Raw genomic sequence first — 15,826 nt, 5'->3', positions numbered from 1 at the left:
TACTCACTCCAGTATTTTTTCTTCTGTATTTAATTCAATGACCTCTCCATCAAAAGCATTCACAAATAGATCCGTTTCGTTATCCAAGACCACCCACCATGTTGGCACAAGTAAATGTGACACAGATGTCGTCTGCAGGGAATTATAAAAACCTAGTTGTACATTAGTCACTTTGCTTTTGGGATCAATATCACCATTATCATACAATGCTCCAATAGCATTTAAAGCAGATACCAATTCTTTAGGTTTATTGAATTTTTCAATCCCCTCTAAATACATCTGTTCATAGGAAACGATTTCACCCTTCTTGTTCAGATATAAAGTGACCTTTCCCTTACTATTATTATAAAACATCTTTTTATCTGCCACTTGATAGCAGATGATGGTCTGGTTGATTCGATCATAGCTCCAAAAGCGATACTCATTTCCATTTAATATATACTCCTTCAGGAATATCTCAACGTCTGAAGCATGAATTTCCGCTTTCATACCAACCGGTGTTTTAAATGTACCGACAAGGTTCTTATCGTCTATAATTTTCGCTTTTTGATTTTTCAGGTACTGTAAATCTTTCTTCTCGAAATTTTTACTTTTAGCAATCAAGAATTGATCCTTCACTTTTTGTTTCGGAAGTGAGACTTCTATTGAAATATCATCTTCCTCCAAGAGTTCTTCCGTTGAGGACTCCGTGAAATTTTCAATTTGGGAGTCATTAATCTTTTCCAGGAATTGATAAAGAAGAAAAATATTCAAAACGAAGAAAACCATGATGAAAATTGACTTTGTATTATTCCAATCCACTTTGATCGCCTCCCGAGTCTTCATCAAAAGGCACAATAAACCATTTATCGCCGATACGATAATACCAAGTGGGGTCAAGTGTAACAAGAGTGACAAGCTTGGAATCTAACGACTTATTCAGCTTATAACCAACCGAGATGTCCTCCACACTCTTGAAATCAATATTTTCCTTAGATTTCAACTGATTCAGTACTTCCCTGCCATTTGGCAAAGTTTTTACCGATCCTTCTGAAGGAAGGACAGAAGCAAGTGAAAAGTAGGGACGCTCATAGCTATAAATTTCTTCTTTTCCCCAAATTTGCTCGATTTCTGTCATTCCGGATTCATTGAAGGCCGGATAACCATTTACGAATAAGCGGAATACCACTCGCTGCTCATTCTCCGACATATAGGCAAAGCGGTAATTGTTATCTTCCCAGCCGGCATGATCATTGATGAAATCAATGCTTTTTTGGAGAAGGTCACTGGAACTGTCAAATAACTTGCTCTTTTGTGCCGGATTGATATAAGAAATTAGGTAATTTTCTTTATTGACCGTCATCAGTCTTGTTCCATCCGTGTATTCCTCACCGACCGAAACGGAATCCTGGCGTACATACTTCGGATAATTAAATAATGCATTTTTCAGGTTTCCAATATCCAAATTGTCGATATAATATTGAAATTTGTTGATCTTCACTGATTTTTCAGGAACGAACAACGTCCTTTTGCTGTTTATGGTTTCGGCCGTGTATACGGGGTGCTTACTGTAAGAACCCGTATAAAAATCATCCATGAAATCTCTTACTCTTTTAGATTCGACCATACCTTGATAGATTTTCTCTTGATCATAAGAAACAAAATAAACGGCAGATTCATTACCACTGATATCCTTTTGTTTAATGATAATGCGATCAAAAGAAAATCCTGGCGCGTCCTTATCCGTAATATTCAATACCGTTTTATAAAGAGCGATGGGAACATCATCGGAAAATTTGATTTCAATCGACCCATCTTCGTGGACAAAATCATCAAATTTCCTTTGCAGCCTTTTTACGGATATCTCTTTTACGCCGCTAAAACGCCATTGCGAAAATTCTTTTTCCATTTTACCTATTTCATCTGGATTGAAAGTCTGGAAATGTTGCCCATTGCCATGGAAAAGGATACTGACAGGTTTAATGACATCACTGACAATCTGGACATCGCTTTTAATCTTTATTAAATCCGACGATTGGTCAAATTGATCATATTCAGGCTCGTACGTCCAAATGCTCCATGTCAAAAAAATGCTTGTCCCAACCAAAATAATCAGTATGATACTTTTTGCACGTTCAAAATTCATGACCAATCATCCTCTTCTTCCTGTTCGTAAGGAAGTGTAAAGAACACCGTAGTTCCTTTTCCATCCACACTTTCCGCCCAAATTTTCCCACCATGCGCCACGACCATCTCTTTTGCAATCGCTAAACCAAGCCCTGTCCCACCTAAGTTCCGGGCCCTTGCTTTATCCACACGGTAGAAGCGGTCGAATATTTTATCAATGACGTTTTTCGGGATGCCCACTCCTTGATCTGTAATGCTGACAACGATAAAGCCATCCGATGCCCTGACGCGGAAGGTCACTTGACCCCCTTCAGGTGAGTACTTTAATGAGTTGGAGATTACATTATAAAGAACCTGGGTGATTTTATCTTCATCAATATCCACAAAATAAGCTTCCTTTGGCAGATCACGCTTAAACGTGATGTCATCATTTTTCGTCATTTCAAAACGATCGATGATATGGTCATAGAATTTATTGAAATTCACCCAGCCCGTTTTAAGCCTGTAATCTTTACTGTCCATTTTCGAAAGCTGTAACAGATCATTAACAAGCCTGATCATTCGCTCCGTTTCATTTTGCGTGACACTTAAAAAGGATGGAGCGATTTCCTCGTCCTTCCATGCACCTTCAGCCAATGCTTCCAGGTAGCTCCTCATCGTTGTAAGCGGTGTTCTTAGCTCATGCGACACGTTGGCAACAAACTCCCTACGCTCACCCTCAATTTTCTCCTGCTCTGTAATATCATGCAAAACAGTGATCAATCCATTAACGAATCCCGTTTCCTTTTGAATGACCGAAAAGTTCCCCCTCAAAATGAACGGCCGATCCTTTTTGCTGTAATCAAGGATTACGGACTCACGTTCTTCCAGTAAATCCTCAAATTTATATTCTTCTTCAAGGCCCAAAACCTCAATGATAGGTTGGTTCATGACGGTTTCATGTGAGACATTAAGTAATTGTGCAGCTGGTTCATTAATCAAGTTCACTCTACCGCGTCTATCAGTTGAAATAACACCGTCTGTCATATTAGCGAGGACAGATGAAAGTTTACGTCGTTCTCCCTCTGTGCTAGATTGCGACTCTTGAAGCTTTTTAGTCAAATTATTGAAAGTGACAGCAAGCTGACCAATTTCATCATCGCCATATACCCTAACCTTTCTAGAGAAATTCCCTTTCGCCATCACCAGTGCCTGTTTTCTCATATCCGACATGGGGCGGGTGATCGTTCGTGCGAGCAGAATTCCCAAGATGGCAGTAATGACCAGGGCGATGGCCGTACCCGTCATGAAGATACTATTGATTTCTTCCATCTGTTCAAAGACATTCTCCATCTCAGCTATTACATAGACGGCGCCAATGACCTCTCCATTTGCTTCAATGGGTGTCGAAAGAACCCAAAGCCGCCTGCCAGTTTTCTGATCTCGAAATACATCACTATCTTCTTTTCCATAAATCAGCGTATTTTTAATAAGGACCTCTGTTGTCTTCTTCCCTACGATTTCCTGGTTACCCGGGGCGGAGGTTCCAATTACGCGTCTGCTGCGTGTGTCAATAACACGTACTTCCGAAATATCGTTCGATGAATTATCGCGATCCTTCAGTACCGTATTAATCGCTTCTTCGAGGGTTGGGTCTTCCTCTCCCCTCTCTTTTTCCATTTCTTCACCAATACTGTAGGTAAGCAGGTTAACGTGGCCTTTGATCGATTTCGTGAAGTTCCCGACAAGATTTTCTTCCAATTCCCCAACAAAATAAACCCCGATTATTTGCATCGCTACGAAAATAAGCAACACATAAATCAGAACAAATTTAAAATGAATTGAGCGAAAAAAACCAACCTTTTTCATAAGAACTACTCCTGTTCAGGGTTACGCAGGTAATAACCGACCCCTCTTCTAGTTACAATCCAACCCGGATGGCTCGGATTATCTTCAATCTTCTCACGAAGACGTCTTACCGTTACATCGACTGTCCGTACATCTCCAAAGTAATCATATCCCCAAACGGTTTGTAATAAGTGCTCCCTTGTCATAACCTGGCCGATATGCTTTGCTAAATAATGGAGCAATTCGAATTCGCGATGAGTTAATTCAATCGTATCGCCACGCTTAGAAACCACATAGGCATCAGGATGGATAGTAAGAGTGCCTATTGTAATTTCCTTCGGTTCATTCTCTTGATCCGGAACCGGGACAGCTTGCTGGCGTCTTAAGTTCGCCTTAACACGGGCGATTATTTCCCGGGTACTAAATGGCTTTGTCACATAGTCATCTGCACCAAGTTCTAACCCTAATACTTTATCTATCTCAGAATCCTTAGCCGTTAACATGATGATTGGCGTTTCATATTTCTTTCTTACTTCTCTACAAACTTCCATCCCATCACGCTGTGGTAGCATGATATCAAGCAAGATCAAATCAGGCTGCCGTTCTTCTACCATTTTAAGAGCTTCGTTGCCATCATAAGCACAAAAAACCTCATAACCCTCTTTTTTCAAATTGAATTGTAAAATATCCGCGATTGGCTTTTCATCATCCACTACCAAAATTTTCTTATCCATGTACTTATCTCCTTTTTAATGACTAAACTAAATCTATTAAAAACCTTGTCCTTATCCGGGACCTTTTTTCATATTTTCCTACTGATTACACCGACCTATCGTCTTAGTCCAACAACGTTCACTATATATACCCTATTAAAAGGTCTAAACACCTAAATGTAAGCAAATTGTATCTATTATACTTTATCATTTTACAGGCATTAAATCACCTTTTTCCTATTATTCTCATCTATGTATGTAGCAGAAGAAGAAGTCTTCGAATATTTTTCGAAGACTTCTCTCAATTACTGACTTATATAATTTAGCGGATTTGCAAGAGACCCGTTTTTATATACTTCAAAGTGAAGGTGGACACCGGTGGAATGGCCTGTTGAGCCCATCATCCCAATTTTCATTCCTTTTCCAACCTTTTGTCCTGCTTTTACATCTATTGAATCTAAATGGGCATACAACGTTTTAAATCCATTATTATGATTGATTATTACTTTATTACCATAACCTCCGGAATCTCCCGCGAATTCGACTATTCCATGATCGGCTGCCGTGATGGTCCTTGTTGTTGGTCGGGCAATATCTATTCCTTTATGTAGTTTCCCCCAGCGCTGGCCCTGCTTACTGGAAATATAGCCCCCGTCTGCAGGCCACGAATAGGTGCCGCTTCCGTTTGAAGGAATGACCTTTGTTCCTTTTCTAGTGATCTCTGTGATCGCTTTTTCCGTAACTTCTTTTTTTACGATAGTTTCACTGATTTTTTTACCATTTGTTTCTTCAACTGTATAGTTGAATGCCTGAACGCCATCGTTACCCTCTTGTTCAATAACGAGCTCATCCTTCAGAAGATCATCATCCTTTTTTACTTTCTTTTCAAAAGGAATCCTCTCTTCTTTCAAAACTTCTCTTTCTACCATTACGTTCACATAGGGTGTAGCTTGGGTCACATAGACGCTCTCACCTGCTTTAAGCCCCTTATCCTTATTAAGGTCCGGGTTTAGCTCCAACAGCTGAGTTAGGTCCATATTATGCTTATTAGCGACCTCTTCAAGTTCCTCATCTTCCTTTACCTCATAGATAGCCTTTTCTTCTTTTCCTTCTTCTATCATGGAAAGGGTCTTGTTAACCGTCATAATCTTTTTAGGATCAACAGCGGTTTCATTAAACGTAATTGGATGCGAAAATTCGATATTTAGAATTCTGCTTCCTGGTTCTTTTAACGTTTCAACCGTATCCGATTCACTTTCTCTCTTGCTGGATTCATATTCAGCGTATTCTTCCTCATCTACATATAATAAGGTGATTTTTCTTACAACTTCCTCAGCATCTTCCTTAGAAGGAACATAAGCGACCACCTGATTATCAATGTTAATCTCATACGCGTCTGCCTTCACATCCAACTGATCGTCAATTTCCTTTAAGACTTGGTCCTCTTTTACTTCTTCACTAAATACTTCCTCGCCCACAAATGCTAACTGCGTCTCACTATCAAATGTATAGTCAGGATAATCAGCCTCTGCTTCTGCAACTTTATCCGCTACAATCTTTTCTATTTCCGCTTCATCCGTTACACTTCCCACGAATTCATTGTTGAGATAAACATGCTGAATGGTTTTAATTTCCGATACACCTGCTGCTGTAGCTCGATTTCCTGCAATCAATAACATTACGGATATCATAAACAGAAAGATTCCTTTATTTTTTGAGATAAACATATATTGTCCTCCTTAAACGGCCCAGTCACCAATTAAGAAACTAATCAAATTTATATGAGATATATTAGTTCAATTTCAATATTTCAATATTCACGCGTACATGACTAATTTCTATAACCATTTTTCCACTCATAACTCTATCATAATAATAAAAAAATCAAGAAATAGACTTCATAATGTAATAGAACTGTATAAATGGTGACAACAAGTACCAATAAATATGTTTTTAGAAAAGGTATCTTTCGAAATAAAAAGGGAGGTAGACGTAAGCCTGATAAGGAATAGCGAACCATTTATATAAATGGTTAAAATTGGATTGTTACAAATCGATAACAATCTATTAACAGGATTTAACCCGTTTGTAAATTAATATATAACAAAAAAAGCGCCCAAAAGGCGCTTTTCAAAAGGATGGCTCAGGACGGAATCGAACCGCCGACACAAGGATTTTCAGTCCTTTGCTCTACCGACTGAGCTACTGAGCCAAATATTCTATTTTAAATGAAAAAATCATGTAAAAAATAAAATGGCGGTCCCGACGGGAATCGAACCCGCGATCTCCTGCGTGACAGGCAGGCATGTTAACCGCTACACCACGGGACCAGCATATAAATTATATAAAGAAGTGACCCATACGGGATTCGAACCCGTGTTACCGCCGTGAAAGGGCGGTGTCTTAACCGCTTGACCAATGGGCCGGAAAAATGGTGAGCCATGAAGGATTCGAACCTTCGACCCTCTGATTAAAAGTCAGATGCTCTACCAACTGAGCTAATGGCTCGTTCTAATAAATTTTCGCCACATAATTTCCGGATTTTCTGTTTACCTTCTGCAAGATGTAAACTCCGCTACTCGCGCTACTCGTGGAAGCTTTGCTTGTTGCTCTACCGTGTTATTAGCTTGTTCTATTGTGACGACGCTTTTGATAATATCATAGTTTTTATTGTTTATGCAATAGTTTTTTAAAATAAAATTTATTTTATTTTATATTTTTTCCTTTTCACTACTGTTTTAAATAAAATTCACCCTTTAAAAACATCATTTCGTTGTTAGTATCTCAGTACATATTGTTTAATCATAATTGTACAAACTGACATACTAGCCAATTGCAAACCTCACATCACCAAGGAGTTAGTTTTAAATAAAAAAGGAGCTGGCAAAAAACCAGCTCCTTTTTTCATGAATTACGCTAGACGCCAAGGGCTTCTTACGATGTTTGTTTGGTTACGGTCAGGACCGACAGAGAAAGTAGTCAAAGGAATGCCCACTAATTGAGATACGCGCTCTACATAATGACGAGCGTTCTCTGGTAGTTCATCCAATGATTTGCATCCCGTGATGTCTTCTGGCCAGCCTGGCAGCTCTTCATAGACTGGTGTACATTCGCCAATCGCTTTCAAAGTCGCTGGAACCTCATGAATGATTTCGCCTTTGTATTCATAAGCCACACAAATTTTGACCGTATCAAGACCTGATAACACGTCAATGGAGTTTAAAGATAAATCGGTAATCCCGCTAACACGGCGTGCATGGCGAACAACAACAGCGTCAAACCAGCCGACACGGCGCGGTCTGCCTGTAGTAGTACCATATTCACGGCCTACTTCACGGATTTGATGACCGATTTCATCATGTAATTCTGTAGGGAAAGGACCATCACCCACACGGCTTGTATATGCTTTACATACTCCAACCACATGGTTAATTTTCGTAGGTCCAACACCTGAACCAATCGTTACGCCGCCTGCAACTGGGTTAGATGAAGTAACAAATGGGTATGTTCCTTGATCGATATCAAGCATAACCCCTTGAGCCCCTTCAAATAATACGCGTTTTCCTTCATCAAGTGCGTCATTCAATACAACGGATGTATCGCAAACATATTTCTGCACTTGTTGTCCGTACTCATAGTATTCTTCTAAGATATCTTCGATTTTAAAACCTTCTGTTTCATAAAAACGTTCAAACATGCGGTTTTTTTCGACAAGATTTTGGGACAATTTTTCTTCAAAAATTTCACGGTCCAAAAGATCTGCCATACGGATGCCGTTACGAGCAGCTTTGTCCATATAAGCAGGGCCGATTCCTTTTTTCGTCGTACCAATTTTATTAGCACCTTTACGATCTTCTTCAACTTCATCCAATTTAATATGGTAAGGAAGAATGACATGTGCACGGTTAGAGATACGAAGATTATCCGTGCTCACTCCGTGACTATGTAAATATGCAAGCTCTTCTACAAGCGCTTTTGGATCAACTACCATTCCATTTCCAATAACACAAATTTTATCACTATAAAAAATCCCTGACGGAATTAAATGCAGTTTATAAGTAACACCGTTAAATTTAATCGTATGTCCTGCATTATTCCCACCTTGATAACGAGCAATGGCTTCCGCATTCTGGGATAGAAAATCTGTTATTTTACCTTTACCTTCGTCTCCCCATTGTGTACCGACTACTACAACTGATGACATCTGAATAAAGCACCTCCAAAGGATCACGTAATACCGGTTATTAACCGGTTCTTATCAAACAAACCTATTTTATCAATAATTCAAAGAGGAAGTCAATACAAAATCCGAACATTATATAAATTAATAAATAATTCGTTCGTAAATATGCATTTTACCTACTTTCTTACAGTGTAAATATAAGGTATTAGCCTTCTGTAGTGTTTTTTCATACTGATAATTCTGAAAAATAAAAAGATTATCACTTGGTAATAATTAGGTTGCATTCTTATCTTTTTACTGATGGGGAATGAAGCAACTAAGATGAAAATAGTGTTTTTAAGGTATTTATAGCGGCTTTTTTTCTCATTTCGATTTAGATTATTCTCTTCAATATTTCAATATCATTTATTTTACCCATGGAAATCCTGTATTATTTACGGTGGCTTTTCTTTTTTATCATTTTCTCTATAAAAACAGCCCGCACTTCAAAAGTGGCGGGCCGTTTTCTATGAATAACATTAAATCTATTTAAGCCCCGGGAGACATCGAGTCATCATCGAAGCGCCGTTCCAGGTTAACGAATTTATTGTATTCTTTAACGAATGCAAGCGAAACCGTCCCAACAGGGCCATTACGCTGTTTGGCAATAATGATTTCGATTATATTTTTATTCTCAGATTCTTTATCATAATAATCATCACGATATAAGAATGCCACGATATCAGCATCTTGCTCAATACTCCCTGATTCCCGGATATCTGACATCATGGGGCGCTTGTCTTGGCGCTGCTCCACTCCACGGGAGAGCTGGGAAAGGGCGATAACAGGTACTTGTAGTTCACGAGCAAGCGCTTTGAGTGAACGAGAAATTTCCGATACTTCTTGCTGACGATTGTCGCCTGAACGGCCATCTCCTTGAATCAATTGAAGGTAATCAATCAATATCATGCCAAGTCCATGTTCCTGCTTCAAACGACGGCATTTTGAACGAATTTCACCAATTCGGACTCCTGGCGTATCATCAATATAAATACCGGCATTCGACAAGCTTCCCATCGCCATTGTTAGCTTGCGCCAGTCCTCATCTGTTAAGGAGCCTGTCCGCAAATTTTGAGCGTTAATGTTTCCTTCCGCACAAAGCATACGCATAACAAGCTGCTCGGCACCCATCTCAAGACTAAAAATCGCAACGTTCTCTTCTGTTTTCGTTGCAACATTTTGAGCGATGTTCAAAGCAAAAGCGGTCTTACCGACAGAGGGACGAGCACCCACGATAATAAGGTCATTACGTTGAAAACCTGCTGTCATTCGGTCCAGTTCAGCAAATCCGGTTGGAATTCCTGTGACATCACCTTTACGGGTGGTCAATACCTCGATATTATCGTAAGTCCGTACTAATACATCCTTAATATTTTGAAAGGACCCGGAATTTTTCCGCTGGGCTACTTCCATGATCGTTTTTTCTGCTTCCCCGAGCAGCTCCTCGACCTCATCCTCGCGGCTATATCCTTCCTGAGCAATATTCGTTGCTGTCCTGATCAATCGGCGTAGTAACGACTTCTCTTCTACGATGCGGGCATAATATTCAATATTGGCTGCGGTAGGTACCGACCCGGCCAATTCACTTAAATATGAAACCCCACCCACTTCTTCAAGGTTCTTTGCAGCGGCTAGTTCTTCAGTCACCGTAATCAAATCGACAGCTTTTCCTTCGTCATTCAACTTAATCATCACATTAAAGATTTTTTGATGCGAGCTTCTGTAGAAATCCTCTGGAATCAAAACTTCCGATGTAACAGTTAGTGAAGAAGGCTCTAGAAAAATGGCCCCTAGCACAGCTTGTTCTGCTTCTATATTTTGAGGGGGAACTCTATCTTGAAATTGTTCTATCAAATCTTAAAACCTCCCATTCTAAGAGGATACTTTTTGCTTATTTATATGTTTCTAGTTAAAAAGAAAAAAGTGAAAGGACAACATGCCCAATCACATTTTTTTCGTCTATCTCTATTTTATCAATTTTTCACAGATATGAAACCACTAAAATTAGTTAATTTCTTTCACTTGCACAGTGAGTGTTGCTGTAACCTCAGGATGCAGCTTTACAGGAAGCTTCGTATGTCCTAAAGAACGAATTCCGTCAGCAAGCTCCATTTTACGTTTATCAATCTTGATGCCATGTTTTTTCTGAAGCTCTGAGGCAATTTGTTTCGTCGTGATAGAACCGAATAAACGCCCGCCTTCTCCAGCTTTAGCAGATAATTCAACAGTTAGCTTCTCCAATTGTACTTTCAATTCTTCTGCATGTTGTAGTTCTTCGGCAGCAAGAGACTCTTCTTTATTCTTCTGCGCTTCCAAAGTTTTTACATTTGTATTATTTGCTTCTACAGCTAATCCTTGTTTAAGCAGGAAATTATGTGCATAACCATCTGCAACATTTTTGACTTCCCCTTTTTTTCCTTTACCTTTAACATCTTTTAGAAATATAACTCTCATTCTTTTTGTCCCCCTTCTAAATAATCATCAATTGCTGCTTTTAATCGACTTTCGGCTTCTTCAATGGAACACGCCTGTTGAGTAGCGGCATTTGTTAAATGTCCGCCTCCATTCAACATTTCCATTATCACCTGGACATTGATATCACCGAGAGAACGTGCACTTATGCCAACTGTATCATCAGATCTCTTAGCCATTACAAAGGAAGCGACAACGCCGTCCATAGTCAAAAGCGTGTCGGCTGCCTGAGCAATGAGCACCTGATTATGGACCTGATCAGTTTTTGCCGAAGCAATTGCAATACCCTTTTTATAGAAGACAACCTCTTCAATCAGCTTCGACCGTTTAATATAGGTGTCTACGTCTTCCTTTAAGAATTTCTGAACAAGTACCGTATCTGCTCCATGAGCCCTTAAATAAGAGGCTGCATCGAATGTTCGTGAACCAGTTCTTAAAGTAAAACTTTTCGTATCGACAATAATCCCGGCAAGCAGTGCCGTAGACTCAAGCATATCAATTTTGCTGCGTTTTGGCTGATATTCAAGCAGTTCAGTCACAAGTTCAGCCGTTGAGGATGCATATGGCTCCATATAAACGAGCAATGAGTTTTTGATAAACTCCTCACCTCGGCGATGGTGGTCAATGACAACTACCTTATCAATCCTATTTAATAATCGCTCTTCAATCACCATTGAAGGTTTATGCGTATCAACTACAACGAGCAACGTTTCATCCGTAATCATTTCAAATGCTTCTTCGGGAGTTATAAACCGTGCATACAAATCCTTTTTATGTTTAATTTCTTCCATTAAACGAAGGACACTGCTATCAAGTTGCTGTGTGTTTATGACAATATATCCTTCACGTTCATTCATTTGAGCCACTTTTAAAATACCGATGGCTGAACCTATTGCATCCATATCCGGATTTTTATGGCCCATGACAATGACTTTATCGCTATCCAAGACTATATCCTTTAATGCATGCGAAATGACGCGTGCGCGGACCCTCGTGCGTTTTTCCATTGGATTGGTTTTACCACCATAAAATTTCACTTTTCCGTTTGCCTGCTTAATAGCAACTTGATCTCCGCCCCGCCCCAAAGCTAGATCTAGGCTAGACTGGGCAAGTGATCCCAGTTCCGGTAGGGAAGATACAGCCGAGCCAACCCCAATGCTCAAGGTAAGTGGTACATTTTGCTTGGCTGTCGTTTCCCTAATTTCATCTAAAATAGTGAATTTACCCTTTTCAAGTTGATGAAGGATATGTTCATTAAAAACAGCGATAAACCGTTCCGAGGAAACCCGTTTAAAGAAAACGCCATTATCCCTTGCCCATTTATCAAGCAGTGAGGTAACCAAACTGTTTATACTACTTTTACGCTGATCATCCATTCCCTGCGTCAAATCATCATAATTATCAAGCAGAATAATGGCGATTGCTGTCCGCTCATCTTCATATAATTTTTCAATTTCAACTTGCTCTGTTACATCAAAAAAGTAAAGAAGTCGTTCCTCACGCTTATGGACCACTTTAAATTTCCGGTCATGGAGTGTAAGCGTCTCTGTCTCAATCTCTTGCTTAATTAACGGTACAATAGAATCAGCGACATCGTAGAGAGATCTTCCTGCCAATGAATCTTCACTAAAACATGAAGCCAGAAATGGATTGGTCCATTCAATGTAAAAATCGTCATTAAAGAGCATAATCCCAATTGGCATTTCCAGTAACGCTTCTTCCCCCACCTTCTTTAGACGGTAGGATAACGTTGTTATATATTCTTCTGTCTTACGCTGTTTTTTTTCTTCCACTTTTAATGTTAAATAAAATAAACCAGTAAGAATCAATAATCCAACAAGTGCAACAACCCAATTATAATAAGCCAGTACGCCCAAAAGTAACAAGCCTGCAGCCAGCACCCCATATAATGGGGACTTAATCGAGTACTCTTTCAAATAAGATGGCATAGTTTCAGCTCCTAAAAGCATCTGTTTTACAAGGACTATTCCTTTTTCTTGATTGTCTCCCTAAAAGGAAATCCTAAATCTATTATACCTAAAAATCGAATGATGGTTATGAAAATCGGATGTAAAAGCGAAGCAACCACGATTAAAATAGGTATAGCTTTAGTCCAAGACTTCACACGACTGATATAAAATACCAGCGAATATCCTTGTATCAAAATGAAAAACTGCAGGATAAAAAATAGGTTTGTTATGGCCATATATACATAACTATTCTTGTCCGTATTCACAAAAAGAGCCAGAAGCATCGTAATTAAATAATACCATAAAAGGCTTTTCGGGAGTCGCAGATCTCGAAAATGGGGCCACTTTAAAGTTTTATCGCTGAATCTCTTCAAAATAGGATGGGCCGCAAAGAAAATCAGTAAAACCATGATGACAGAAGTCACAACGAACAAACTTGGCATAAGCGTGTTCAGCAAATCTATTGTTTCATACATTCTCTTTTTGATTTGCTCTGTCGATGCCTGATCAAAGGATTCCATAATCCCAACAGAAGAATCAATGGACTCCTCAACCATGACCATCGATTTTTCTATGTAGTTTACATCGAATACTAATACAGATGCCGCATATATTAATAATGTACCCCCTAGGAATACAAGGACAGCGCTTATAAACATAGGTGCCATTGGTTTATCTTTTTTCAAAAAATAACCAATGGTAATACCCGTTGCCCCCATAAGCAAGGTCATCGGCACGGATAATATCGTCGCAATAAGTATCGACAATAACGAAGCAACAAATAAATACCCCAGAGCCCATGATATCTTTTGTTTATTTGTCACCAGAATGAAAGGAACTGGTAAAAAGAAAAGAGTGAAGATACCCACTATTGGAATATGAACTGTGATGAACAATAAAATGCAATATAGTGCCAAAAGGGCCCCGCCCTCAGCAATTCGTCTCCCGCTATTCATTTATTTTCACCCCCGTTTTTATAAAACTAAAAATAATGTCTCCAGTCTCCATCTTTATATTGTATCCGTTAAGCATAGGATATTTCAAACATCACAATCTTTTTTCATGATATAGAATTTTTTCTTTGGAAAGAGACTATTTTCGTTTATAAAAATTCCTTCAAAAAACAAAAAAAACCGCATTTTAGCGGATTTTTAATAAAAGGGCTATTTTTATACGTCACTCCTATTGCATAAAAAAAGCACATTAAGGACTGCTCCTCAATGTGCCTATTAATTATTCACCAGATACGTATGGTAGTAATGCCATAGTACGTGAGCGTTTAATAGCAATCGTTAATTTACGTTGATATTTAGCGCTTGTGCCAGTTACACGACGTGGTAAAATTTTACCGCGTTCTGAGACGAATTTTTTAAGAAGATCTGTATCTTTGTAATCAATTTTAGTGATTCCGTTAGATGTGAAATAACAAACCTTTTTACGCTTACCGCGTCCTTTACGTCCACCCATTGCCATAATAAATTTCCCTCCCTGCTTGTTGAATTTTCATTTTAAACGGCTGTTTAAAACGGAAGATCATCATCTGAAATGTCGATTGTTTTACCGTCATTTGCAAATGGATCATCATCTACACGAGTGTAGTTGTTGTTGCTCCGTTGATTCTGATTAGGATTTTGTCCATACGAATTGTTGTCATTTCCGTTATTATTGTTGTTATAACTTCTTTGACCTCCACCGTAAGAACCGCCTTCATTTCTTTCACCCGCTGAACTGCTTCGTGGTTCAAGGAATTGAACGCTCTCAGCCAGAATCTCCGTCACATATACTCGTTTGCCGTCTTGTCCTTCATAATTACGTGTTTGGACACGTCCATCCACGCCAGCTAAACTGCCTTTTTTCAAGAAGTTAGCTACATTTTCTGCCGGTTTACGCCAAACTACACAGTTAATGAAATCTGCTTCACGTTCACCCGACTGATTCGTAAAACTACGGTTCACAGCCAAAGTAAAGGTAGCCACAGGAACTCCATTAGGTGTATATCGTAATTCAGGATCTTTAGTTAAGCGTCCTACCAAAACTACGCGATTCATCATCAGAATCAACCCCTAGGTTTCAAACTTGTTTCACGTGAAACAAGATTAGAATTTATATTAAATATCGGATTATTCTTCTTCTCTAGTAGCCATGTGGCGAATAATGTCTTCACTGATTTTAGCAAGACGATCGAATTCTTGAATCGCAGCACTTTCAGCGTTAACTTTAAGAAGCATGTAGTAACCATCACGGAAATCATTGATTTCGTATGCAAGACGGCGTTTACCCCATTCTTTTGCTTCTACTTCCGCACCATTATCAGAAAGGATTGTGTTGAAACGTTCAACTAAAGCTTTTTTAGCTTCTTCCTCAATGTTTGGACGGATGATATACATAATTTCGTATTTTCTCATCACTGTCACCTCCTTTTGGTCTAAGCGGCCCAATTGGGCAAGGAGCAATTATTTATAATTACTCACAAGAAGAAATTATAGCATAGTTAAAGGGGCTTTGCAACGAACGGT

General features: G+C 39.1%; 13 protein-coding genes and 4 tRNA genes. All 17 read right to left on the bottom strand.

The window, feature by feature from the left end:
• Window positions 1–3: 3 nt before the first annotated feature.
• Complete coding sequence (locus tag AC1DUW_RS02335; protein WP_053348332.1) at window positions 4–801, bottom strand: two-component system regulatory protein YycI; 798 nt, start codon at window positions 799–801, stop codon at window positions 4–6.
• Window positions 788–2,125 (bottom strand): YycH family regulatory protein, encoded by a 1,338-nt coding sequence (locus AC1DUW_RS02330; RefSeq protein ID WP_053348331.1) that lies wholly within the window; start codon window positions 2,123–2,125, stop codon window positions 788–790. The genes AC1DUW_RS02335 and AC1DUW_RS02330 overlap by 14 nt, the downstream gene beginning before the upstream one ends.
• The gene (walK, locus tag AC1DUW_RS02325; protein ID WP_053348330.1) at window positions 2,122–3,954 is read right to left on the bottom strand and encodes a cell wall metabolism sensor histidine kinase WalK; all 1,833 of its coding nucleotides are present in this window, start codon (window positions 3,952–3,954) and stop codon (window positions 2,122–2,124) included. The genes AC1DUW_RS02330 and walK overlap by 4 nt, the downstream gene beginning before the upstream one ends.
• Before the next feature lie 5 nt (window positions 3,955–3,959).
• Complete coding sequence (gene yycF, locus AC1DUW_RS02320) at window positions 3,960–4,667, bottom strand: response regulator YycF (RefSeq protein ID WP_034316131.1); 708 nt, start codon at window positions 4,665–4,667, stop codon at window positions 3,960–3,962.
• 284 nt (window positions 4,668–4,951) lie between these two features.
• Window positions 4,952–6,373: a peptidoglycan DD-metalloendopeptidase family protein gene (locus AC1DUW_RS02315; protein ID WP_477641929.1), complete on the bottom strand. Its 1,422-nt coding sequence runs from the start codon at window positions 6,371–6,373 to the stop codon at window positions 4,952–4,954.
• A 412-nt stretch (window positions 6,374–6,785) separates the two neighbouring features.
• Window positions 6,786–6,858: transfer RNA gene (locus AC1DUW_RS02310), tRNA-Phe, on the bottom strand.
• 42 nt (window positions 6,859–6,900) lie between these two features.
• Window positions 6,901–6,976, bottom strand: a tRNA-Asp gene (locus tag AC1DUW_RS02305).
• 23 nt (window positions 6,977–6,999) lie between these two features.
• Window positions 7,000–7,071, bottom strand: a tRNA-Glu gene (locus tag AC1DUW_RS02300).
• Window positions 7,072–7,078: 7 nt separating this feature from the next.
• Window positions 7,079–7,154 (bottom strand) — tRNA-Lys (locus tag AC1DUW_RS02295).
• Between the two features lie 403 nt (window positions 7,155–7,557).
• Complete coding sequence (locus tag AC1DUW_RS02290; protein ID WP_053348328.1) at window positions 7,558–8,850, bottom strand: adenylosuccinate synthase; 1,293 nt, start codon at window positions 8,848–8,850, stop codon at window positions 7,558–7,560.
• 507 nt (window positions 8,851–9,357) lie between these two features.
• Window positions 9,358–10,722, bottom strand: a complete 1,365-nt coding sequence (gene dnaB, locus AC1DUW_RS02285; protein ID WP_053348327.1) for a replicative DNA helicase — start codon at window positions 10,720–10,722, stop codon at window positions 9,358–9,360.
• 150 nt (window positions 10,723–10,872) lie between these two features.
• The gene (gene rplI / locus AC1DUW_RS02280) at window positions 10,873–11,322 is read right to left on the bottom strand and encodes a 50S ribosomal protein L9 (RefSeq protein ID WP_053348326.1); all 450 of its coding nucleotides are present in this window, start codon (window positions 11,320–11,322) and stop codon (window positions 10,873–10,875) included.
• On the bottom strand, window positions 11,319–13,289 hold the full coding sequence (locus AC1DUW_RS02275) for a DHH family phosphoesterase (RefSeq protein ID WP_477641928.1): 1,971 nt from the start codon (window positions 13,287–13,289) through the stop codon (window positions 11,319–11,321). The genes rplI and AC1DUW_RS02275 overlap by 4 nt, the downstream gene beginning before the upstream one ends.
• A 35-nt stretch (window positions 13,290–13,324) precedes the next feature.
• The gene (locus AC1DUW_RS02270; RefSeq protein ID WP_053348324.1) at window positions 13,325–14,266 is read right to left on the bottom strand and encodes a YybS family protein; all 942 of its coding nucleotides are present in this window, start codon (window positions 14,264–14,266) and stop codon (window positions 13,325–13,327) included.
• A 277-nt stretch (window positions 14,267–14,543) separates the two neighbouring features.
• A complete protein-coding gene (rpsR, locus tag AC1DUW_RS02265; protein ID WP_053348323.1) occupies window positions 14,544–14,783 on the bottom strand; it encodes a 30S ribosomal protein S18 in 240 nt (79 codons plus the stop codon).
• A 47-nt stretch (window positions 14,784–14,830) separates the two neighbouring features.
• On the bottom strand, window positions 14,831–15,361 hold the full coding sequence (gene ssb, locus AC1DUW_RS02260; protein ID WP_053348322.1) for a single-stranded DNA-binding protein: 531 nt from the start codon (window positions 15,359–15,361) through the stop codon (window positions 14,831–14,833).
• 69 nt (window positions 15,362–15,430) lie between these two features.
• On the bottom strand, window positions 15,431–15,715 hold the full coding sequence (gene rpsF, locus AC1DUW_RS02255; RefSeq protein ID WP_053348321.1) for a 30S ribosomal protein S6: 285 nt from the start codon (window positions 15,713–15,715) through the stop codon (window positions 15,431–15,433).
• Window positions 15,716–15,826 lie beyond the last annotated feature (111 nt).

The organism is Peribacillus sp. P4_C12, assembly GCF_056402095.1.
This window is presented reverse-complemented; position numbering and strand designations above follow the sequence as displayed.

Coding starts and splice junctions, on each gene's coding strand:
- walK (WP_053348330.1), bottom strand. CDS start 3,954: ATGAAAAAGGTTGGTTTTTTTCGCTCAATTCATTTTAAATTTGTTCTG.
- rpsF (WP_053348321.1), bottom strand. CDS start 15,715: ATGAGAAAATACGAAATTATGTATATCATCCGTCCAAACATTGAGGAA.
- AC1DUW_RS02330 (WP_053348331.1), bottom strand. CDS start 2,125: ATGAATTTTGAACGTGCAAAAAGTATCATACTGATTATTTTGGTTGGG.
- AC1DUW_RS02275 (WP_477641928.1), bottom strand. CDS start 13,289: ATGCCATCTTATTTGAAAGAGTACTCGATTAAGTCCCCATTATATGGG.
- AC1DUW_RS02315 (WP_477641929.1), bottom strand. CDS start 6,373: ATGTTTATCTCAAAAAATAAAGGAATCTTTCTGTTTATGATATCCGTA.
- AC1DUW_RS02270 (WP_053348324.1), bottom strand. CDS start 14,266: ATGAATAGCGGGAGACGAATTGCTGAGGGCGGGGCCCTTTTGGCACTA.
- AC1DUW_RS02290 (WP_053348328.1), bottom strand. CDS start 8,850: ATGTCATCAGTTGTAGTAGTCGGTACACAATGGGGAGACGAAGGTAAA.
- rpsR (WP_053348323.1), bottom strand. CDS start 14,783: ATGGCAATGGGTGGACGTAAAGGACGCGGTAAGCGTAAAAAGGTTTGT.
- rplI (WP_053348326.1), bottom strand. CDS start 11,322: ATGAGAGTTATATTTCTAAAAGATGTTAAAGGTAAAGGAAAAAAAGGG.
- yycF (WP_034316131.1), bottom strand. CDS start 4,667: ATGGATAAGAAAATTTTGGTAGTGGATGATGAAAAGCCAATCGCGGAT.
- ssb (WP_053348322.1), bottom strand. CDS start 15,361: ATGATGAATCGCGTAGTTTTGGTAGGACGCTTAACTAAAGATCCTGAA.